Source organism: Streptomyces sp. NPDC101227, from assembly GCF_044767545.1.
GTDB lineage: Bacteria > Actinomycetota > Actinomycetes > Streptomycetales > Streptomycetaceae > Streptomyces.
Genome location: NZ_JBIWOD010000019.1, coordinates 133,402 through 154,657, shown reverse-complemented (window position 1 = coordinate 154,657; position 21,256 = coordinate 133,402). Strand labels below are relative to the sequence as shown.

18 protein-coding genes and 1 pseudogene are annotated in these 21,256 nt (G+C 72.0%); 13 read left to right on the top strand and 6 right to left on the bottom strand.

The window, feature by feature from the left end; translation table 11 throughout:
* The first annotated feature begins 63 nt into the window (after positions 1-63).
* Entirely contained in the window at positions 64-1,497 is a 1,434-nt protein-coding gene (locus ACIRPT_RS33595; protein WP_403834139.1) for an OFA family MFS transporter, read from the top strand.
* 76 nt (positions 1,498-1,573) lie between these two features.
* Here ACIRPT_RS33595 and ACIRPT_RS33590 read toward each other — a convergent pair whose 3' ends face one another.
* Together ACIRPT_RS33590 and ACIRPT_RS33585 are read right to left on the bottom strand one after the other, a co-directional pair.
* Positions 1,574-1,942 carry a chorismate mutase gene (locus tag ACIRPT_RS33590; protein WP_403834219.1) on the bottom strand — a complete coding sequence of 123 codons (369 nt, stop codon included), beginning with the start codon at positions 1,940-1,942 and terminating at the stop codon, positions 1,574-1,576.
* A 212-nt stretch (positions 1,943-2,154) separates the two neighbouring features.
* Positions 2,155-2,832 (bottom strand): GntR family transcriptional regulator, encoded by a 678-nt coding sequence (locus ACIRPT_RS33585; protein ID WP_403834137.1) that lies wholly within the window; start codon positions 2,830-2,832, stop codon positions 2,155-2,157.
* 310 nt (positions 2,833-3,142) lie between these two features.
* On the opposite strand from ACIRPT_RS33585, the gene fdhD reads away from it, so the two are divergent.
* Positions 3,143-3,997, top strand: a complete 855-nt coding sequence (gene fdhD / locus ACIRPT_RS33580; RefSeq protein ID WP_403834134.1) for a formate dehydrogenase accessory sulfurtransferase FdhD — start codon at positions 3,143-3,145, stop codon at positions 3,995-3,997.
* Positions 3,998-4,063: 66 nt separating this feature from the next.
* Here the strand turns inward: fdhD and ACIRPT_RS33575 are convergent, their stop codons facing one another.
* Positions 4,064-4,510, bottom strand: a complete 447-nt coding sequence (locus ACIRPT_RS33575) for a MarR family winged helix-turn-helix transcriptional regulator (RefSeq protein ID WP_403834132.1) — start codon at positions 4,508-4,510, stop codon at positions 4,064-4,066.
* A 162-nt stretch (positions 4,511-4,672) separates the two neighbouring features.
* Here ACIRPT_RS33575 and ACIRPT_RS33570 point away from each other — a divergent pair, with 162 nt between their 5' ends.
* From ACIRPT_RS33570 to ACIRPT_RS33560, 3 genes are all read left to right on the top strand, one after another.
* Positions 4,673-5,614 (top strand): zinc-binding alcohol dehydrogenase family protein, encoded by a 942-nt coding sequence (locus tag ACIRPT_RS33570; RefSeq protein ID WP_403497565.1) that lies wholly within the window; start codon positions 4,673-4,675, stop codon positions 5,612-5,614.
* A 194-nt stretch (positions 5,615-5,808) separates the two neighbouring features.
* Positions 5,809-7,782, top strand: a complete 1,974-nt coding sequence (locus ACIRPT_RS33565; protein ID WP_403834129.1) for an exo-alpha-sialidase — start codon at positions 5,809-5,811, stop codon at positions 7,780-7,782.
* A gap of 64 nt (positions 7,783-7,846) precedes the next feature.
* Positions 7,847-8,587, top strand: a complete 741-nt coding sequence (locus ACIRPT_RS33560; RefSeq protein ID WP_403834128.1) for an SMI1/KNR4 family protein — start codon at positions 7,847-7,849, stop codon at positions 8,585-8,587.
* Here ACIRPT_RS33560 and ACIRPT_RS33555 read toward each other — a convergent pair.
* Positions 8,584-9,669: a bile acid:sodium symporter family protein gene (locus tag ACIRPT_RS33555; RefSeq protein WP_403834126.1), complete on the bottom strand. Its 1,086-nt coding sequence runs from the start codon at positions 9,667-9,669 to the stop codon at positions 8,584-8,586. The two genes, ACIRPT_RS33560 and ACIRPT_RS33555, sit on opposite strands and share 4 nt — an antisense overlap.
* Before the next feature lie 264 nt (positions 9,670-9,933).
* Here ACIRPT_RS33555 and ACIRPT_RS33550 point away from each other — a divergent pair, with 264 nt between their 5' ends.
* From ACIRPT_RS33550 to ACIRPT_RS33530, 5 genes are all read left to right on the top strand, one after another.
* On the top strand, positions 9,934-10,797 hold the full coding sequence (locus tag ACIRPT_RS33550) for a LysR family transcriptional regulator (RefSeq protein WP_403834124.1): 864 nt from the start codon (positions 9,934-9,936) through the stop codon (positions 10,795-10,797).
* 234 nt (positions 10,798-11,031) lie between these two features.
* Positions 11,032-12,858 (top strand): AMP-dependent synthetase/ligase, encoded by a 1,827-nt coding sequence (locus ACIRPT_RS33545; RefSeq protein ID WP_403834122.1) that lies wholly within the window; start codon positions 11,032-11,034, stop codon positions 12,856-12,858.
* 99 nt (positions 12,859-12,957) lie between these two features.
* Positions 12,958-14,019: a hypothetical protein gene (locus ACIRPT_RS33540; RefSeq protein WP_403834120.1), complete on the top strand. Its 1,062-nt coding sequence runs from the start codon at positions 12,958-12,960 to the stop codon at positions 14,017-14,019.
* An 87-nt stretch (positions 14,020-14,106) separates the two neighbouring features.
* Positions 14,107-14,934, top strand: a complete 828-nt coding sequence (locus ACIRPT_RS33535) for an aldo/keto reductase (RefSeq protein ID WP_403834118.1) — start codon at positions 14,107-14,109, stop codon at positions 14,932-14,934.
* A gap of 200 nt (positions 14,935-15,134) precedes the next feature.
* Positions 15,135-15,926, top strand: a complete 792-nt coding sequence (locus ACIRPT_RS33530; protein ID WP_403834115.1) for a VOC family protein — start codon at positions 15,135-15,137, stop codon at positions 15,924-15,926.
* 111 nt (positions 15,927-16,037) lie between these two features.
* On the opposite strand, the pseudogene ACIRPT_RS33525 reads toward ACIRPT_RS33530, so the two are convergent.
* Positions 16,038-16,613: pseudogene (locus tag ACIRPT_RS33525) on the bottom strand (TetR/AcrR family transcriptional regulator); the annotation flags it as partial.
* 163 nt (positions 16,614-16,776) lie between these two features.
* On the opposite strand from ACIRPT_RS33525, the gene ACIRPT_RS33520 reads away from it, so the two are divergent.
* Positions 16,777-17,634 (top strand): class I SAM-dependent methyltransferase, encoded by an 858-nt coding sequence (locus tag ACIRPT_RS33520; protein WP_403834113.1) that lies wholly within the window; start codon positions 16,777-16,779, stop codon positions 17,632-17,634.
* Between the two features lie 9 nt (positions 17,635-17,643).
* Here ACIRPT_RS33520 and ACIRPT_RS33515 read toward each other — a convergent pair whose 3' ends face one another.
* Positions 17,644-18,579 (bottom strand): class I SAM-dependent methyltransferase, encoded by a 936-nt coding sequence (locus ACIRPT_RS33515; RefSeq protein WP_403834111.1) that lies wholly within the window; start codon positions 18,577-18,579, stop codon positions 17,644-17,646.
* Between the two features lie 119 nt (positions 18,580-18,698).
* Between ACIRPT_RS33515 and ACIRPT_RS33510 the strand changes: the two genes are divergently transcribed.
* A complete protein-coding gene (locus tag ACIRPT_RS33510; protein ID WP_403834217.1) occupies positions 18,699-19,787 on the top strand; it encodes a DUF1266 domain-containing protein in 1,089 nt (362 codons plus the stop codon).
* A 19-nt stretch (positions 19,788-19,806) separates the two neighbouring features.
* On the top strand, positions 19,807-21,192 hold the full coding sequence (locus tag ACIRPT_RS33505; RefSeq protein ID WP_403834109.1) for a cryptochrome/photolyase family protein: 1,386 nt from the start codon (positions 19,807-19,809) through the stop codon (positions 21,190-21,192).
* Positions 21,193-21,256: the final 64 nt, after the last annotated feature.

The window sequence follows — 21,256 nt, the reverse complement described above, 5'->3', positions numbered from 1 at the left end:
GATCGGACAGGGTGCGCGCCGACCGGGTTCTTGCGATTCCTAGGGGAATTCCAAGGGGATGAGATGAGCACAGAGAAGGAACGGCATGCGAGGGTGGTCGCGTTCCGGGAAGTCACGGACGCCAAGGGCCGTGTCTACCGAATCGGCGAGACGGACCGGGATCTGCTCGGCCATTCCCGCAAGTTGATGGTGTATCTGCCGTGGATCGCGATGATGGCCATCAGCGTTTCGGAGTACGCATACGGTTCGGCCGAGGACACCCTCTCGCAGGCCCACGGCTGGACCCAGAGCAACACCTTCTGGATCCTGAGCGTCTGGGTGTTCTTCCAGGCCGGCATCGCCTTCCCCGCCGGCTGGCTGCGCGAGCGGGGAATACTGACCGCCCGCAACGCCATGTTCCTGGGGTCGGCGCTCTGCCTCGTCGGCTTTGCGGCCCTGGCCCATCTGGACGATGTCTTCCTGGCCATCTGCGGCTTCGGCGTGGTCGGCGGCCTGGGCTCCGGCCTCATCTACGCCACCTGCATCAATATGGTCGGCAAATGGTTCCCCGAGCGGCGCGGGGCGAAGACGGGATTTGTGAACGGCGGTTTCGCCTATGGCGCGCTGCCCTTCATCTTCGTCTTCAACTACGCCTTCGACACCGGCAATTTCGCCGGGGTGCTGGACCTCATAGGCGTCTACGTCCTGCTCGTGGTGGGCGTCTGCGCCTGGTTCTTCAAGGACCCGCCGAAGAACTGGTGGCCCGCCGGCATCGGCCCGTTCCCCAGCTCCCGGCGCGGCGCGAGCCGGGGCGAGCCCCCTCGCCACGCCGGCAACAGGAAGAGTGCCGCGAGCCTGGCCAAGAACCCGCCCGCGGTACGGCAGTTCACGCCCGGGGAAGCCATTCGGACCGGCATGCTCCCGCTGATGTGGATCACCGTCGTCATGACCGCCGGCGTTTCCATCTTCGGGATTTCCTTCCAGGTGGACTTCGCCAAGGAAGTCGGCTTCGGCCCGCTGGTCGCCGCCTCGTCGATGGGCGTGATGTCCGTCGTCAACGGCGTCGGGCGGGCGGTGGTCGGCTGGCTGTCCGACCTGTGGGGCCGAAAGCTGACCCTGGTGTTCGTCATCGTCGTACTGGGTCTGGCGCAATTCGGCGTGATCTGGGCCGGCGAGATCCACAGCGAATGGCTGTTCCTGTTCTTCGCCTTCCTCTCGGGATTCGGCGGCGGCGCCTTCTACCCGATGTTCGCGGCCCTGACCCCGGACTACTTCGGCGAGAACTACAACGCCACCAATTACGGGCTGGTCTACAGCGGAAAACTGATCAGCGGCCTCTTCGGCGGCGGACTGGGATCCATGGTCGTCGACGCCTGGGGGTACAACGGCGCCTACGCGCTCGCCGGCGGCGTCTCGATGGTGGCGGCCGCACTGGCCCTGTTCCTGCACCAGCCGGGGCGCACCAGGATGCGCGATGTGACGCCCAATCCCCGGCCGATCAGCCGCGAAATGATCTGAGGCGGCGCGGGGAGTGATCCGGCGCCGCCGAAGAGGCCGTGAAGGCCGTAGCGGCCGCAAAAGCCGTCCGCGCGGCTCAGCCCCCGGACGGCCCGCCGTGGAGGCCCAGCGTTCCGTCGGCGATCGCGCGGTGATGCCGGACGACCTCATCGATGATGAAGTTCAGGAACTTCTCCGCGAACGCCGGATCCAGCCGGGCGTCCTCGGCCAGCCTGCGCAGCCGCTCGATCTGGGCGGCCTCCCGAGCCGGGTCGGCGGGCGGCAGGCTGTGCCGCGCCTTGAGTTCGCCGACCTGCTGGGTGCACTTGAAGCGCTCGGCGAGCAGGTGCACCAGCGCGGCGTCGAGGTTGTCGATGCTGCTCCGCAGATAGCTCAGCCGCTCGCGGGCCGCCTGGTCGGCGACCGCGGCCGCCTCGCCCGCGGAAGGTGCGGTCCCCTCGCTCATATGCGTCTCGCCATTCGTGGTCGGTGCCGTGGTGGTGAAGGTGTTGCGTTCGTGGTCGTGCATCGTTTGTGGTCGCGCAGCGTTCGTGGTGCCGCATAGTGCGTGATCGGGTGCACATTACCCGGATGGGGGTGCGGTGGCGGGGCTGGTCTCGCGGATCGGAACGAGGGGTGGGCGCCGCCGCCCCACCGCTCCGCCGGTACCGGCGTACCTCAGGAGCGCTCGCGCTCGTGGTAGGTGCGGCGGGTGTGCTCGGTGTGCGCCCGCATCACCTCGGTGGCCCGTGCCTCGTCCCGGTCGGCGATCGCGGCGATCAGCGCGCGGTGCTCGGTCCACGACTGCTTGCCGCGCTGCCGGGCCACCGGCGTGTAGTACCAGCGCACCCGCCGCCCGACCTGCGCGGCCAGCTCCGCGAGCACCGCATTGCCGGCCAGCTCCATCACCTTCGCGTGGAACGCGGCATTGGTCGCCACCGCGCCCTCCACATCGTCGTCCAGTACGGCGCGCTCCCCCGTGGCGCACAGCTCCTCCAGCTCCCCGATGCCGGCCGACCCGGCGTTGGCCGCCGCGAGCCGGGCCGCCTCCGCCTCCAGCAGCGTACGGACCGTCAGCAGCTGGTCCGCCTCCTCCTCGGTCGGCTCGTGCACAAAGGCACCCTGGGCCGGGCGCAGGTCCACCCATCCGTCGGTGTTCAGCCGCTGCAGCGCCTCGCGGACCGGCTGCCGGGAGACCCCGAGGTGACCGGCGAGCTCGCTTTCGACCAGATGCTGGCCGGGGCGCAGCGCACGGGTGGTGATCAGCTCGAGCAGCGCTTCATAGACGCGCTCGCGCAGCGGGCCGGGTCGTTCGAGCTTCGGCACGGCTCCCTGCGGTAGCCCTGTGGACAGCATCGAGGTCCCCCTCTGTGGACGCGTACGGAAAGCGGTACGGGAGCGGAATCGGCACGGAAGGCGGAACGGCGAGCGGGCGTGATGTGGCACGGGCACATGGGCACGCAATTGGTTATCGTCTACAGTCTACCGAGCGCGCGCCGCACCACACGGAGCTGCCTGGTGACGTGGGTCACGGACGCGATCACCGCGGCCCCCAACTCCCATGAGAGGGCGGCCGGTCGGCAACCTCCGCATCAAGGGCCGCTTTCGGCCACCGGCACGCGGAACCGGGACTGAGCACCACCGGCGAGGACGGGACTGATCGGACATGGGACGAGTCACGGAGCGACGCAAGGTGATCCGTATCCGCGACGGTGCCGTGAGCACCCGACCGGACACCCTCGTCGCCGAGGAGCCGCTGGAGATACGCCTCAACGGCAAGCCGCTGGCGATCACCATGCGCACGCCCGGTGACGACTTCGCGCTCGCCGCCGGCTTCCTCGTCAGCGAGGGTGTAATGGCCGCCGCCGACGATCTCGCGAACATCGTGTACTGCGCGGGGGCGACGGAGGACGGGAGCAATACCTACAACGTCGTCGATGTCCGGCTCGCGGACGGAGTGCCGGTCCCGGAGATCACCCTGGAGCGCAACGTCTATACGACGTCCTCCTGCGGGCTGTGCGGCAAGGCCAGCCTGGACGCGGTACGCACCCAGGCACGCTGGAAGCTGGACGACTCCCCCGGCACCCCCGTCCGCATCGAGCCGGCGACCCTCGCCGCCCTCCCCGACCGGCTGCGGGCCGCCCAGCGGGTGTTCGAGCGGACCGGGGGGCTGCATGCCGCGGCGCTGTTCACGGCGGACGGCGAGCTGCTCGACATACGGGAGGACGTAGGACGCCACAACGCCGTCGACAAGATCGTCGGACGCGCACTCCAGCAGGGGCTGTTGCCGCTGTCGTCCTGCGTCCTGATGGTCTCCGGCCGGGCGTCCTTCGAGCTGGCGCAGAAGGCCGTCATGGCGGGCATCCCGGTGCTGGCGGCGGTCTCCGCGCCGTCCTCGCTCGCCGTCGATCTGGCCGCCGAGACCGGACTGACCCTCGTCGGCTTCCTGCGCGGCAGCTCCATGAACGTGTACGCGGGCGAGCACCGCCTCGCCCTGGGTTCGGCGGCCACCACGGGCTGAGGCGATGCGCCCGCGGATCGGCAGACCGGCCCGTCCATAGCCGTCCTCGCCCGGCGGCGCCCTTCCCTACTCCGGCAGCGCGATCCTGGTCAGCAGGGCGACCAACTGCTCCCGCTCCGCCGGGGTCAGAGTGGCGGTCAGCTCCGCATTGGCCTCGTCGCCGAGCTGCTGCGTACGGCGCAGCCTGCGCTCGCCGTCGGCCGAGATCTCGATGGCGTTCTTGCGCCGGTCCTTGGGGTCGGGGGTGCGGGTGACCAGCCCGTCCTTCTGCAGGTCGTTGACGATGGCGACCATGTCCTTGGGGTCGATGCTCAGCGTCCGGCCGAGTTCGGCCTGCGATACGGGGCCGAGTTCGGCGACCGCGGACAGCACGGCGTGGTGCATCATCCGCATGCCTTCGACAGCGAGGGCATCGGCGACCAGGCGGTGGCCGCGGGCGGCGGCGCGGCCCAGCAGCCAGCTGGGGAGCGCGCGGATACCGGAGGGGGCGTAGGGGTGCTGGTGGTCGGACATGGCACCACCGTAGCGGGAAATCCATGGGGGCCACCAATGAAAACCACCCGGAAACCATTGGCACTCCCAACGTTTCACGGTTACTGTTGGGACACCCAATGAATCACCGGGCGGCGTGCGGACCTTCGCGCGCCGTTCGACGACCCCTGGAGGTGCCGGCCCATGCGCCGAGTCCGATTTCATGCGTACGGCGGCCCGGAGGTCCTGCGTGTCGAGGAGGCCGAGCCCCCGGTGCCCGGCCCCGGCGAGCTGCTGGTGCGCACGGAGGCGATCGGCGTCACGCTGCCGTGTGTGCGCCGGGTGCGCGGGGACGGCAAGGGCGGCGGCGATCCGCTGCCCGGCACACCCGGCGGCGAGATCGCCGGGGAGGTCGTCGCCGTCGGCCCGGACGTCTCCGGCTTCGCGGTGGGCGACCGCGTCACCTCGCTGACCTTCAAGGGCTCCTACGCCGAACTCGCCCTCGCCCCCGCCGTCCTGGCCGCCAGGATCCCGGACGGGGCGAGCGCCGTGCAGGCGGTCGCGCTGGTACGCGGCGGCCAGGTCGCGCTGGCGGCGCTGAGCACCGCCGCGCCGGCCGGCACCGAGTCCGTACTGATCACCGGAGCCGCCAGCGCCACCGGACATCTCGCCGTCCAACTGGCCAAGCTCCAGGGGGTGCCGCGGGTGGTGGCCGCCGTCAGCTCCGCGGCCAAGGCGGAGTTCCTGTACGGGCTCGGGGCCGATGAGGTCGTGACGTATGACCAGGAGTCATGGGGTGAGCCGGCCGACATCGTGCTGGACGGCGTGGGCGGCGAGCTGCTGCCGCGGGCGCTGGCCGCCACCGCCGAGGGCGGCCGGCTCGTCTTCTTCAACTCCGGTGGCGGCACCGTCCCGGCGTATGAGCTGCTGGCGGGCTCGAAGACCATCACCGGGCTGACGATGCGGCGCTTTTCCACCGTCCACCGGGAGCGGTACGATCGGCACGAGGCACAGCTTTGGGAGCTGGCCCGGACGGGACGGCTGAGGGCCGCCGTACACGCCGAACTTCCGCTGGCCGACGCCGCCAAGGCGCACGAAATCATCGAGACGCGGGCCAATCTCGGCAAGGTGGTGCTGCTGCCGTGAGGGGCGGCGGACGGGGCGGACCCGCACGGCGCACTGCCTGCGGGCCGGGCGAGTGATTTCCTGGCCCCCGGCGGAGAACTGACGCAGGCTCCTTGTCGCGGTCCGCACACGGCAGTAGCTTCCGTCGCGGATGCACATAGGACGTGGGATGTCCTGATGACCCGACGCCGAACCCCGAAAGGGCAGGCCGGACCATGACGTCAGTTCTCCGCGCACACCCCAGCCCCCGCAGCAGACCTCGGCGGCGCCGCGCCGCGGCCGTTCTCGCCGCGGTGACCACCGCAGTCCTCGCCCTCCTACCGACCTCCGCCGCGCAGGCCACGCCCGTCCCGGCCGCCCCGGACGCTTCGGCTCCGGCCCCCGAGGGCGGCTTCGACCAGCAGGTTCTCTTCAAAGCCGCGCAGGAACAGGGCTATTCCTGCTTCCGCATACCGGCCATCGTCAAGTCGCAGCGCGGCACCCTCCTCGCCTTCGCCGAGGGCCGGGCGCACGACTGCGGCGACGCGGGCGACATCGACCTGGTCGTCCGGCGGTCCACCGACGGCGGCCGCACCTGGGGGCCGCTCCAGGTGATCAACCACGGCGCCGGCGACACCCACGGCAATCCGGCCCCCATCGTGGACCGCCGCACCGGCCGCATCGTCATCGCCGAGACGTACAACAAGGGCCGCAACGACGGTCTCAGCTGCGATGTCCCCTGCGACCGCACCCCGCACCTCCAATACAGCGACGACGACGGAGCGACCTGGTCCGCACCCCGGGACCTGACCCCCACCATCCGCCCGCCCCAATGGAACTCCTGGTACGCCACCGGGCCCGTGCACGGCATCCAGCTCACCCGGGGCCGGCACGCGGGCCGTCTGGTCTTCGGCATCAACGCCGAGAGCTACGCGCAGGGCCGGGTCACCGAGAACCACGCGGCACTGGTGCACAGCGACGACGGCGGCCGCACCTGGAAGGTCGGCGCGCTGGACACCTGGCCGATCTCCGGGAACGGCACGTTCCGTCAGAAGCCCTCCGAGATGACGCTCCTGGAGCGTTCCGACGGCTCCATCTACGTCAACGGCCGCGAACAGGACGGTACGGACCTGGGCCACCGCACCGCCGCCGTCAGCCGCGACGGCGGCGAATCCTTCGCCGCTCCGTTCCGCGCGATCCCCGATCTGTACGCCCCCATGGTGCAGGCCTCGGCGCTGCGCCTGCCCCACTCCCACGACGCCGGCCGCGGTCACACCCGTACCCTCTTCGCCGCCCCGGCCGACCCCGACCGGCGCCGGACGATGACCATCCGCTCCTCCTGGGACGAGGGCCGCACGTGGGAAGGCGTCGACCGGGGCGCACGGGTCACGACCGACTGGTCGGGCTACTCCGACATGGTCGCCATCTCCCCCGACGTCACCGGTCTGCTCTACGAAGGCGGCAAGGCGGACGCCCGCGACGAGATCCGCTTCGCCCGCTTCACCGAGGACTGGCTCGGCCCGCGCCGCGCCCCCGACCCCACGACCCGCGACGACGCCCCCGGCGCCCGCCCGGCGCTCGTACTGGGCGGCGCCCGCAGCACCGACGGCGTGTTCGGCGGCGCGCTGGCCTTCGACGGCAAGGACGACGCCGTACGCCTCCCCTACCGCGACTCGCTCCCCCTCGGCACCGACGACTTCACCTGCAGCCTCTTCTTCCGCTACGACGCCACCACCGGTGAGCAGCCGATTCTCTGGATGGGCGGCGTGGGCAGCCGGTCACCGCAGGTCGCGGTGAGCGCCGACCCCGCGAACAAACGGATCACCGCACACATCACCGCCGTCGACGGCGCCCGGCCGACCGTCACCGCGCAGGTGGCGACCAAGGACGCGTACAACGACGGCCGCTGGCACCATCTCGCGCTGCGGCGCACCGGCGGCCGACTGCTGCTCACCGTGGACCTCGTCGGGACCACCAGCGTCCCGGACGTCCCGGGGTCGGTCAGTCGCGGCTCGGTCTTCGGCGTACACCTCGGCCAAAAGCTGGACAGCCGCGCCCAGTTCACCGGTGCGCTGGACGAGGTACGCGTCTACCGGCGGGCCCTGAGCGATGCCGAACTGGCCGGTGTACGCGCCTCCGATGCGTACACCGCGGGGCCGCTGGTGCTGCGGCTGGCACTCGACCGGGTGCACGGCGGCGGGCGGGACTGAGACGACCGGGCTGCGCCGGTCGCCGGCCCGGGCCGTTGTCAGTGGGCGCTGGTACCACTGAGTCATGGCACCCGCGCAGCCCGAACGGTCCGTACGAACCGACCGGTCCCTACGGTCAGAACAGCCCCTACGACCCGAACAGTCCGCACGGCCCGAACAGTCCGCACGGCCGGAACAGTCCGTACGGCCCGAACGACCGGAGCAACCGGAGCGCCTCGAGCAACCGGAACGACCCGCCGACGTCGACTGCCTCGAGGCGCTGCGGGCCGCCTGCGCGCCCGGCGGGGGTTCGCCCCCGCTGGGCCGGGCGGCCGTGCGCGCCTTCGAGGCCGAGCACCGCATCACCCTCCCCGAGCCGTACCGCACCTTCGTCGCGGACATCGCCGACGGGTGCCCGGAGGGCCCGCCGGACTACGGCCTCGTGCCTCTGGCGGCCCTCCCCGGGGACTGGTCGGGCAAGCCGGCCGACCGCGCCCTGGACGCTCCGTTCCCGCTGACGGAGGCCTGGCTGTGGGAGGACGATCCACGGCCTGCTGTGGGGGTCCCCCCGGCGTTAGCTGGGGGAGAGATCGATCCGCTGGTGGCAGCGGTCTTCAACCACGGTTCGGTGGTCCTCGGGACGGACGGCTGCGGCATGTACTGGCATCTGATCGTCAGCGGCGCACACCGCGGCCACATCTGGCTCATATGCGGGGAGGGTGCGGCCCCCTTCGGAGCGCCGTTCGGCCACACCGCCGGGGAACCGGGCTTCGCGGGCTGGGTACGGCACTGGGCGGCGGGCAGGCCCTGGTACGACGCCTCCTAGCGCAGCGGTCCGCCCGCGACGATCGGCGCCGCCGCCCCGGCCTCCGCGACCTCGGGCATGTCCGTGCCCGTCCCCGTGACCGTGTCCGTGGCCTCCGCATCCGCGTCCGCCCGCGCCGCGAACCGCTTCGCCAGCACCGCGCACACCATCAACTGCATCTGGTGGAACAGCATCAGCGGCAGCACCGCCAGCCCGGCCTGCGCCCCGAAGAGCACGCTGGCCATCGGCAGACCGGCCGCCAGGCTCTTCTTCGACCCGGCGAAGGTGATCGCGATCCGCTCCCGGCGGTCGAAGCCGAGCTGCCGGGAGCCGTGCCAGGTGCCGGTCAGCATCAGTGCCAGCAGTACGGCCTCCACGCCCAGCAGGCACAACAGACGCAGCGGCGAGACCTGGTGCCAGATGCCCTGGACCATGCCGGCGCTGAAGGCGGTGTAGACGACGAGCAGTATCGAGCCGCGGTCCACATAGCCGAGGACCTTCTTGTGGCGGGTGAGGAACCCCCCGACCCAGCGGCGCAGCAGCTGACCGGCGACGAAGGGGAGCAGCAGCTGGCAGACGATGGAGAGCAGCGAGTCGGCCGAGAAGCCGCCGCCCCCGTTGCCGTGCAGCACGAGGCCGGCCAGCAGCGGGGTGACGACGATGCCGATGAGGCTGGAGAACGACCCGGCGCAGATCGCCGCCGCCACATTGCCGCGTGCCATGGAGGTGAAGGCGATCGAGGACTGGATCGTGGACGGCACCAGGCACAGGAACAGCAGCCCGGTGTACAGGGTCGGCGGCAGGACGGCGGGGACCAGCGCGCGGGCGGCCAGCCCGAGCAGTGGGAAGATCGCGAAGGTGCAGGCCAGGACGGTGAGGTGGAGCCGCCAGTGGCGCAGGCCCGCCATCGCCTCGCGGGTGGAGAGCCGGGCGCCGTAAAGGAAGAACAGCAGGGCGATGGCTCCGGTGGAGGCGCCGTCCGTGAGGGTGGCGGCCACTCCGCTCGCGGGCAGCAGCGCCGCCAGGCCGACGGTCCCCACCAGAGCCAGGATGTATCCGTCCACGGGCAGCCAGGAGGGCAGGGCGAACAAAGGGCGGCGCATGGTCTCTCTTCGGGTGGTTCGGCGATGCGTGGGGCGCGGGCACGGACGGTGCCCTGGCCAGCGTGCCTTTTCGAGCGGCAATCGGGAACCCCTCTTACCGTGGTGACTGCCATCACGAACTGCGATCATCACGGCCCGGTCATCACGGGCCGATCGGCAGGGTTCATCGCGGGCTGCGATCACGAGCCCGCGACGTCGGCGGTCGGGACGGCATGGGGTGGACGCACCACACGGACGACGGGGAGGCGACGGACGATGAAGGCCATGTTCGAACCCGCGCAGCTGCGCACCTTTCTCACCGTGGCGCAGACGCTGAGCTTCACTCAGGCCGCGCACCGCCTCGGGCTGCGGCAGTCGACGGTGAGCCAGCACGTACGGAAGCTGGAGGATGCCGCCGGGCGGCGGCTGTTCGTCCGGGACACGCACGCCGTGGAGCTGACCGAGGACGGCGAGGCGATGCTCGGGTTCGCGCGCACGATCCTGGAGGCCAACGAGCGGGCCGCGAGCTTCTTCGCGGGGACGCGGCTGCGCGGCCGGCTGCGGTTCGGGGCCTCGGAGGATTTCGTGCTGACCAGGATGCCGGAGGTGCTCGAGGGGTTCCGGCGCGAGCACCCCGAGGTCGATCTGGAGCTGACGGTCGAGCTGTCGGAGACGCTGCACGAGCGGCTGGCGGCCGGCCGGCTCGATCTCGTACTGGCCAAGCGGGGCCCGGAGGAGTCGCGCGGGCGACTGGTGTGGCGCGATCGGCTGGTGTGGGTGGGCACCGAGCGGCTGCGGCTGGACCCGCAGCGGCCGGTGCCGCTGGTCGTCTACCCGCCGCCCGCGGTGACCCGCGCCCGTGCGCTGGAGGCGCTGGAGCGCCAGGGCCGCGAGTGGCGGATCGCCTGCACCAGCGGCAGCCTGAACGGTCTTATCGCCGCAACTCGGGCCGGACTGGGCGTTATGGCGCACACCATGGGCATGATTCCGCCAGGCCTGGTGCGTATTTCGTCGCGCGCGGGGCTGCCGGAGCTCGGCGGAGTGGATTTCGTCCTGCTGCACGGGCGGCGCTCACGTGCGGCGCGGGGTCCGGCCGATGCATTGGCCGACGCGATCCTGGTGGGCGGCGACCGGCTGCACATGCCATAGGCACACGGGACGCGGGCGCCGCATGCAGAGATTTCGTGCAGAAACAGTCCCGGCGTGGTGATAGTCCGGAGGCGAATTGGCCGGATCATGTCCGCGCTTACCCGAAGTAACCCGAATTCTGACCTTGGCCATTTCCCGTGCACGCCGGTCCGCGCCGTGGTACCGCCCTCCCGGACATCGTCGCCTTGGGGTACGGTCTCGGCCCTGTGAGGAGCACCACGAAGGGCTGGGTCATTGCGCGAGTTCACCGTCCCCCCTTTGGCAACCGCACCGCGGGTCGGTGGGCTTGCGGATTCCGTCTACGACAATGCCGATAGTGACCCCGGACGCGTCGCGCTGACGCGCAAGGACGACGAGGGGCACTGGCAGAACGTCTCCGCGGCACAGTTCCGGGACGAGGTCATCGCGCTTGCCAAGGGTCTGCTGGCCCAGGGCGTCCGGTTCGGTGACCGGGTCGGCATCATGTCGCGTACGCGCTATGAGTGGACCCTTTTCGACTTCGCGCTGTGGTCCGTCGGCGCCCAGTCCGTTCCGCTGTATCCGACGTCGTCGGCCGAGCAGGTCTTCTGGATGCTGCACAACGCCAACGTCACGGCCTGCCTGGTCGAGCACGAGGACCATGCGATGACCATCGGTTCGGTCATCGACCGGCTGCCGCACCTGCGCAAGCTGTGGCAGCTGGATGCCGACCCGGTGGCGGAGCTGACCGCGGCCGGTGCGCATATCGAGGACGATGTCGTGCACCGCCACCGGATGGCCGTCACCCCCGACGCCACCGCGACGATCATCTACACCTCGGGCACCACGGGCCGCCCCAAGGGCTGCGTGATCACGCACGCCAACTTCATGGCCGAGTCCGACAACATCGTGCTGCGCTATGAGCGGGTCTTCAAATCCAAGGCGGGCGAAGAGGCGGCCACGCTGCTCTTCCTCCCCCTCGCCCATGTCTTCGGGCGGATGGTGCAGGTCGCGGCCGTCCGCGGCCGGGTCAAGCTGGCGCACCAGCCCGAGCTCGCGGCCCGTGCGCTCCTGCCCGACCTGCAGACCTTCCGGCCCACGTTCATCCTCGCGGTGCCCTACATCTTCGAGAAGGTCTTCGCCGCGGCCCGGCGCAAGGCCGAGGCGGACGGCAAGGTCGGCCCCTTCGACAAGGCCGTCGAGATCGCGATCCGCTATGCCGAGGCGCAGGAGAACAAGGCGTTCGGCACCGGCTCCGGGCCCAGCGCCGCGCTGCGGATGCAGCACTCGATCTTCGACAAGCTGGTCTACAGCAAGGTCCGGGACGCCATGGGTGGCCGGGTGCGGCACGCCATGTCGGGCGGCTCGGCGATGGAGCGCCGGCTCGGGCTGTTCTTCGCCGGCGCGGGAGTGATCATCTACGAGGGCTACGGCCTGACGGAGAGCACCGCGGCCGCCACCGCGAACCCGCCCGAGCGGACCCGCTTCGGCACCGTCGGCGTGCCCGTCCCCGGTACGACCGTGCATCTGGCGGAGGACGGCGAGATCTGGCTCTACGGCGGCCAGATCTTCCAGGGTTACCACAACGACCCGAAGTCGACCGATCTGGTGCTCAACGACGGCTGGTTCTCCACCGGCGACCTGGGCGCCGTGGACGAGGACGGCTATCTGACGATCACCGGCCGCAAGAAGGAAATCCTGGTCACCTCCGGCGGCAAGACGGTCTCGCCGGTGCCGCTGGAGGAGCGGGTGCGGGCGCATCCGCTGGTCGCCCAGTGCATCGTGGTCGGCAATGACCGGCCGTTCATCGCCGCCCTGGTGACGCTGGACCCGGAGGCGGTCGCGCACTGGCTGACCATGCGCGGCAAACCGGAGATGCCGGCGGGCGACCTGGTACGCGACCCGGATCTGGAGACCGAGATCCGGCGTGCGGTGGTCGCCGCCAACACGCTGGTCTCGCAGGCCGAGTCGATCCGTACCTTCCGGATACTGGCCAACCAGTTCAGCGAGGAGCACGGGCTGCTGACGCCGTCCCTGAAGCTGAAGCGGAAGGCGATCGAGACGGCGTACTCGGCCGAGGTGGACGCGCTCTACCGGGCGTGACGGCCCCATGGCGCGGTGACCCGGCCTCCGCCGCGCGGCGGAGGCCGATCGTCCCCGGGCCTGACGTCCGCCGGGGCGCGGGTCGGCAGACTCCGGCGCATGAACACCCGCCGCCTCACCCTGCTCGGCCGGATCGCGGTCGCCGCCTGCGCCCCGTACCTCACCCTGAAGCTGCTGTGGGTACTGGGCATGGACATCGGCGTCGTCGACACCGGGCGCATCGACCATGCCTCCTGGCTCGCGGCCAATGCCTTCACCTTCCTCCTGGACGCCATCGCCGCCCTGGTGGCGCACACCCTCACCCGCCCGCGCGGGCTCCGTACCCCGGCGTGGCTGCTGGCCTTCCCTCTGTGGATGGCATCCGGCCTGCTCATCCCGCTCATGCTGGGCGTCCCCGGCAGCCTCCTCGCCGCGCCGTTCGTCGACGGCCCGCACCCGATGGCCCGCGGCGACTTCCTCGAGCCATGGGTGTTCGGCGTCGTCTACGGCGGCTTCATCGTCGAAGGCCTCGCGCTCTTCGGCGCGTTCGCGGTGTACGCGCACCGGCGCTGGGGCGGCCTGCTGTGCCGCCCGCTGCGCGACCTTCCGGATACCGGTACGCGCGCCGTGCAGCGGATCCTGGCGCTGCCCGCCGCCGTGCTGACCGCCGTCCTCGCGGTCGTCCAGCTCCTGTGGGGCACCGGCTCCACACTGGGCGTCACCGCGGCCGAGGCGGACGCCCGCACGGCCGTGACCTACACCTCCGACTGCGTACAGGGCTTGCTCTCGCTGGCCGGCGCGCTCGGGGTCCTGCTGCTGCTCTTTCCCCGCCTGCTGCCCCGCCGGGCGCCGCTCGCCGGGCTGCGGGTACGGGTGCCGCTGGCGCTGGCCTGGGTCGGCAGCGCGGTGGTCTTCGGCTGTGGTGGCTGCCTGTGGGTGACGCGGACGCTGGCCGGTGATCTCACCACGGGTGTCTCCCCGGCGCCGGGCGGCCTGCCGGCGCTCGTCGGCGCCGCGGAGCTGTTCACCGGGCTGGTGCTGCTCTGCGCGGGCGCCTTCACCCTCGCCGAGCTGACGTCCGGGACGCGTGTCGGCTCCCCTCGGCCCGGCTCATCGGTCCGGCCCGAGATCTCCCCCTCGCGTCTGCCCCGGCGGGAATGTTCGACAGTGGATGTTCGTTGAACATTCCGGTGCGTATTCCCACAGGAACACGCACAAGCGCACAAACGCGTTACCACGCAGTCGACCGATGTAAGGATCGAATCCCCCGTGAGCAAGGTTCCGTCCATCACGCTCAACAACGGCATCGCGATGCCCCAGCTCGGTTACGGCGTCTGGCAGGTCCCGGACGACGAGGCGGCCGCCGCCGTCGGCCAAGCCCTCGAAGCGGGCTACCGCAGCATCGACACCGCCGCGATCTACGGCAACGAACACGGCACGGGCAAGGCCCTCGCCGCCTCCGGCATCCCGCGCGACGAGCTCTTCGTCACGACGAAGCTGTGGAACTCCGACCACGGCCATGACTCCGCCCTGCGCGCCTTCGACGCCTCCCTGGCCAAGCTGGGCCTGGAGTACGTGGATCTGTATCTGATCCACTGGCCGCTGCCCTCCGAAGGCACGTACATCGAGACCTACAAGGCCTTCGAGAAGATCTACGCGGACGGGCGCGCCAAGGCCATCGGCGTCTCCAACTTCCTGCCCGCCCACCTGGAGCGGCTGCTGGGCGAGACCTCCGTCGTCCCGGTCGTCAACCAGATCGAGCTGCACCCGCAGTTCCAGCAGGCCGAGTCGCGCGCCGCGCACGCCCGGCACCACATCGCGACCGAGGCCTGGTCGCCGCTGGGCCAGGGCCGCGGGCTCCTCGAGGACCCGACGATCGCCGCTCTCGCCGAGAAGCACGGCAGGACCCCCGCGCAGGTGGTGCTGCGCTGGCACCTCCAGCTCGGCAACGTCGTGATCCCCAAGTCCGTGACCCCGTCCCGGATCCGGGAGAACATCGACGTCTTCGGCTTCGAGCTGGACGACGCCGATATGAAGACCCTCGCCGGTCTCGACGCGGGCAACCGCCTCGGCCCGGACCCGGCCACGTTCGCCTGACGGTCACCCCTCCAGGCGTCACCCGCCGCGCTGCCGCCCGGTCCGTCCGGGCGGCGGCGCGGCGCACGGGCCGTGCGGGGGGGGCGGCGGCGGACCGGCCGCCGAGTGGCGGGCCGGGCGGGCGGCGGGAAGTGTGGGGAGAGCGGGTTGCCCCTGCGCTCATCGGCAGGGGCACGTCCACGCCCTCCGAGGAGGCAACGATGCCTGAAGTCACCGCTCCCTACGCACCCGGAACACCCTGCTGGGTCGATCTCGCGGCCCCCGACCAGCAAGCCGCCATCGATTTCTACTCGGGACTGTTCGGCTGGACCGGGGAGATCGGGCCACCCGAGACCGGCGGCTACACCGTGTGCCTGCTGAAGGACAAGCCGGTGGCCGGAATCATGGCCGCGATCCCGATGGGCGGCCAGCCCGCGCCCCCGACGGTGTGGACCACCTACCTCACGTCCCCCGACGCCGACGCCACCGAGCAGGCGGTCGGTTCGGCGGGCGGCATGGTGCTGATGCCCGCCATGGACGTGATGACCATCGGCCGGATGTTCATCGCCGCCGACCCCACCGGAGCCGTGTTCGGCGTCTGGCAGCCGCGTGATTTCCCCGGCGCCGGCATCGTCAACGAGCACGGCGCCGTGATCTGGAACGAAATCAACACCACCGACCGGGACGCCGCTGCCGCCTTCTACGAGACGACCCTCGGTATCCGGACCGAGCCCCTGGAAGGCGCCGAGGGCTACTTCGCACTCAGCGTGAACGGACGCCCGGTGGGCGGCCTGCAGTCGATGCCCGAGGGCGTCCCCGCGGGCACCCCCTCCCACTGGCTGACGTACTTCTCGGTGGCGGACACCGACGAGACGGTCGCCAAGCTCCAGGAGGGCGGCGGGTCGACGCTCAAGCCGCCGTTCGACATGGTCGCCGGGCGGATGGCCGTCGTGCAGGACCCGCAGGGCGCGCCCTTCGCCGTGATCAACCCGAAGCCGATGAACGGGAGTTGACCGCCGTCACACCAAGCCGGCGCCCTCACCGTCAGCCTCACTGCCACTGCCACTGCCACTGCCACTTCCACTGCCACTGCCGTTGGCGTTGGCGTTGGCGTTGGCGTTGGCGATCAGCATGGCGACCAGCCGCTCCGCCTGCGCTCGCGGGTCCGGTGCGCCGGACCAGCTGGTCATCAGCAGATGGTGGACCGTGCCGACGAGCGCGAGCGCGACCGTGCCGGTGTCGGCGCCGTCCGCCAGGCGCCCCAGCCGCTGTTCGGCGCGCAGGTAGGCGGCGATCGCCTCCTCGATGGCCGCGAAGCCCGGCGCCCCGGTCTCCAGCGCCTGGCGTACGCGCAGGAAGGCGGCGGGGCGGGTGAGGGCGAGGGTCGCGACCGTGGGGCCCACGGAGTCCAGCAGTACGCGCGCGACGGCGACGAGGTTCTCGGCGATGGTGCCCCGGCCCGCCCGCGCGGGGAGTTCCCCGGCCGTCCGGGCGGTGCGTCCGAACCGGTCCAGACAGAGCTCGGCGATGAACTCGTCCAGCCCGGCGAAGTGGACGTTCAGCAGCCCCTTGGCGCAGCCCGCCTCACCGGTGATCGCCCGCCCGGTCAGGCCCCCCGGGCCCTCCCGCGCCAGGACCCGCTCGGCGGCGGCGAACAGCCGCTCGCGGACATCGGGGATCGCCACTCCACGCGGTGTCATCTGACCTGGGACCTCTTTCCTCGTACGGGCCGGCGCCCCCATCCCATCACGTCCGAACAGCGTTGCGCCGGGCGGGGATTGCCAGTTTGGGCATGCGCCCATACTGTTTGGGCACTTGCCCATACTAGGCGCGGCCCCCCGCGCCCACAGGAGGTCGTCCGGCATGCGGCGAATCGCCAACACCGACCAGGAGAAGGCGTGGAACGGTTACGAGGGCGCCCACTGGGCCCGCCATCAGGACCGGTGGGACGCGGTGAACGCGGGCTTCGACGAAGCCCTGTTCGCCGCGGCCGCGATCGGGGCACGGGACCACGTCCTCGACGTGGGCTGCGGGTCCGGGCGTACGACCCGGCTCGCCGCGCGCCGGGCCGTCGACGGACGGGCCGTCGGTCTCGACCTGTCCGGCCCCATGCTGGAGCGCGCCCGTGCGTCCACGACCGAGGAGCGGCTCGCCAATGTGGCCTTCGAGCGGGGCGACGCGCAGACCCACCCCCTCCCCGCGAACGCCTTCGACGTCGTGATCAGCCGCTTCGGGGTGATGTTCTTCGCCGACCCGGTCGCCGCCTTCGCGCACCTCCGCCGCGCGCTGCGCCCCGGCGGCCGGATGGCGTTCATCTGCGGCGCGGGGCCCGAGGGCAACGAGTGGCTGGGGGCTGTGACCGGGCTGCGCACGTATCTGCCCCTCGGGGATTTCGGTGTCCCGGGCAGCGCCGGGATGTTCTCCCTCGCGGACCCGCGGCGCATCCATGACGTGCTGTCCGCCGCCGGATTCACGGACATCACCACGGACCACGCGACGGGCTACGGAACTTGGGGCCGCGACGCCGACGACGCGGCCGCGCTGCTGCTGGACTCCGGACCCGGGCGCCATCTGACCAGCCAGGTCGCACCGGAGGTACGGGACCGCGCCCGCGCCGCCCTCACCGACGTCCTGCGCGGGCACGAGGACGCCGACGGGGGCGGGGTGCGGCTGCGCGGCACGGGGTGGCTGGTCACCGCCACCGCCCAACTGGCCGCGTAGGCGGCCTCGTTACTGCGCGCGGGCAGTGTGCACCGTCTGGGCCGCGAGCAGGAACGCGTCCGGGCGGCGGGCCAGACCGGCCGCGTCGTGCGGGTCGCCGAGCCGGGCGAGGGTGGTCAGATCCTCCTCGTCCAGCTGGTCGCCGTAGGCCTCCATGGCACGGGTGAGCCTGGACAGGGCGTAATCGCGGGCGGCGCCGGACAGCGGGGCCGGCAGGTCCAGGAGGAAGCTGCGGGTGACGGGGGTGCGCAGACCGGCGTCGGCGAGGAAGGCGGGCCAGTCCTCGATGGCGTCCTCGGCGCCCGGCAGCGCCGAACGCATCTGCGTGAACCATTCCTCGCCGAGCGCGTCGAGGCGGGACTGCAGCCCCGGGCGGCCGATGCCGATGTCGCGCGGCAGGAAGCGCGGGGCCAGGCCGCCCTCGGCGATGGCGAGCAGGCCGCCGGGCCGCAGATGCCCGGCGAGAGCGGCCACCGCGCCCCGCTGGTCGCCGACGTGGTGCAGCGCATTGCTGGACCAGATGAGGTCGGCCCCGCCGAGCGCGTCCAGCCCGTCGGGGACCTCGGCGACATGCGTGTGGACGCGGCCGCCCAGGCCGAGGCGGTCGGCGCGGGCGCGGGCGCGCTCCAGGAGGGCCGCGGTCGGGTCCACCGCCACCACCTCCGCGGCGGGGAAGGCACGGGCCAGGACGCAGGTGGCGACGCCCGGCCCGCTGCCGATGTCGAGCACCCGGCGCACCGTGCCGGGGCCGGCCGCACCGGCGCCCGGGAACAGCTCGCGCAGCCACCCCGCCACCTGCTCGTAGACCGGCGTGTGCACCTCGGCGCCGCTTTCGAGGTACGGGCCGAGCACCTCCCAGTCCATCGGGGCGTCGTGGCCGTGCGCGTGCCGGTGCCCGTGTCCGGGGTGGGTCCGGCCGTGTTCCGCATGCTCGTGATTGTTCATGCGGTCGAGCCTCCGATACGGAACGTTCCCGGGCAACCGTCGTTGCCGGTTCGGCAACCCCGGCTCCCGCCGGATCACCGGCTCGCCGTAGGGTCGGGCGCGTGGTTACTGCGGGATGGATGCCGCCGACCGATACGGAGCGGCGACTGTGTGAAGCGACGGCGCGGGGCGACTGGAACGGGCAGATCGCGGCGATCGCCGGCGAGGATCTGTACCTGGCGGCGCCGCAGCCGGGTCAGGACCCGCTGCCGGTGTACGACGATCCCGCGGCGGGCGGCAAGTGCATCCCCGTCCTGACGCGCGGCATGCTGCCGCCCTGGCAGCCGCAGCAGTTCTTCGACCGGGTGTCGCTCGAGGAACTGGCGCAGGACTGGCCGAACGACAAATGGCGGCTGGCCGTCAATCCCGGGACCCCGTCCGCCGCCTATCTGGCCGCGGCCCCCGCCCACCGCGCCACCTGGATGCAGATCCGCGCACACTTCGGCGTACGGCCCGGCGGGCTGCTGGCCACGCACTACGGCGGGCCCCTGCACGGCCCGCTCGCACAGGGCCTGGCCTGCGGCGCACCCCTCGCCGTGCACCACAGCGTCCCGTGGAACGAGCTCGGCACCGTCTTCCTCGACCACGCCGCGGACGCCGCGACGCTGCGCGAGCAGTGGTCGGTGACCGACCCGGCGAGCTGGCAGCAGCGCCTCGACCAGCTGCTCGGCGGGCAGTTCGTCCCCGCGGAGACGGAGGCGGCGCTGCGCGCACGGGCCGGTGCGGGCGAGGGGCAGCCGGCGGACGGGCCGGACCCGGACGACGCCGAGGCCGCGCCGACGGCCACTGACCTCCCCGGACGCCCCGAACTCCCCGAACTCGTCACCCGCTACGAGGAACGCTTCCGTGCCGACGGGCTGCTGCCGCCCGGTGGCCAGGTGGTCTCCGTCCTGGCCCTGGACCACGCCCACGCGGTGCACCTCGTCCGCCGGGGCCTGAGCGCGCGGCTGTGCACACCGCAGCAGGCCGAGCAGGCCGTGCTCCAGGCCGGCGCGCGGGCCAGGGAGGTGTACGGCTCGTGGGAGGAGTTCGCCGCGGGCTACGCGCTGGGCCGCATGCTGGCGTACGACAACGGCTGGTTCGGGCCGCAGTACGCCGAGGCCCTGCACCTCCATCGCGTCCTCACCCAGGATCCGGCGTCGCCGTGGCGGAGCCTGTCCTTCGTCTGACGCCGTGTAGGGCTGGGGCATGGATGTAGCGATCTGTCTGTTCACCTCCGATCTGCGGCTGCACGACCAGCCGGTGCTGGCCGCGGCGCTGCGCGCCGCGCCGCGGGTGATTCCCCTGTTCGTCGTGGACTCCGGCATCGCGGACGCCGGGTTCCCGGCGCCCAACCGGGCGGCCTTCCTCGCCGACTGCCTGGCCGATCTCGACGCGGGGCTGCGGGAGCGCGGCGGCCGTCTGGTCATCCGTACGGGTGATGTGGTCCTGGAAACCTGCCGGGTGGCCGCGGAGGCCGGGGCCGGGGAGGTCCATGTCGCCGCCGGGGTCAGCGGCTATGCGCTGCGGCGGGAGCGTCGGCTGGCCGAGGCACTGGCTGGGGACCGCCGTGCGCTGGTGGTGCATGACGCGGTGATCACGGCGCTGCCGCCGGGTGCGGTGACCCCCAGCGGTTCCGGGCCCGGGAAGGACCACTTCACGGTCTTCGCGCCGTACTTCCGGCGGTGGCAGGCGGAGGGGCTCCGGGCGGTGCGGGCCGCGCCGCGCGCCGTACCGGTGCCGGAGGGGGTGCGTTCTCAGAAGGTGCCGTCGGCGCGGCTGCTGTGCCCCGGCGGGCGGCCGTCGCCGGGCCTGCCGGACGGCGGCGAACGGGCCGGCCGGCGCCGCCTCGCGGCCTGGCGGCGGTCGGGCCTGGCCGACTATGCGGACCGCCAGGACGACCTGCCCGGCGATGCCACCTCGCGCCTCTCCCCGTATCTGCACTTCGGCTGCCTGTCACCGGTGGAAGTGGCGGCCGGGGCGGCGCGCCGCGCGGACGCCGGCGCTCAGGCCTTCGTACGGCAGCTGGCCTGGCGGGACTTCCACCACCAGGTCCTCGCCGCCCGCCCCGAAGCGGCCTTCGCCAACTACCGCGACCGGGGAGACCGTTGGCGGTACGACGAGGCGGAGGTGACGGCGTGGCAGGAGGGCCGCACCGGATATCCGGTGGTCGATGCGGCGATGCGGCAGCTGCTGCATGAGGGCTGGATGCACAACCGCGCCCGGATGCTGGTGGCGAGCTTCCTGACGAAGACGCTGTATGCGGACTGGCGGATCGGCGCCCGCCACTTCCTCGATCTGCTGGTGGACGGCGATCTGGCCAACAACCAGCTCAACTGGCAGTGGGTGGCGGGCACCGGTACGGACTCCCGGTACAACCGGGTGCTGAACCCCATGGTCCAGGCCCGGCGGTTCGATCCACGGGGCGACTATGTACGGCGCTGGGTCCCGGAGCTGGCCGGCCTCGCGGGCCCGGCGGTGCACCGGCCGTGGCGGCTGTCCGGGCCCGAGCGGGCCGCGTACGACTATCCGGAGCCGGTGGTCGACTGGGCGGAGGGCATGGCGCGGTTCCGGAGGGGGCGGGGGCTGGAGTAGCAGTAGCCGCGTCATGCGGGGGAACACATGGCAGGGAGGGGCCGCCGAGTCGGGAGATGATGCG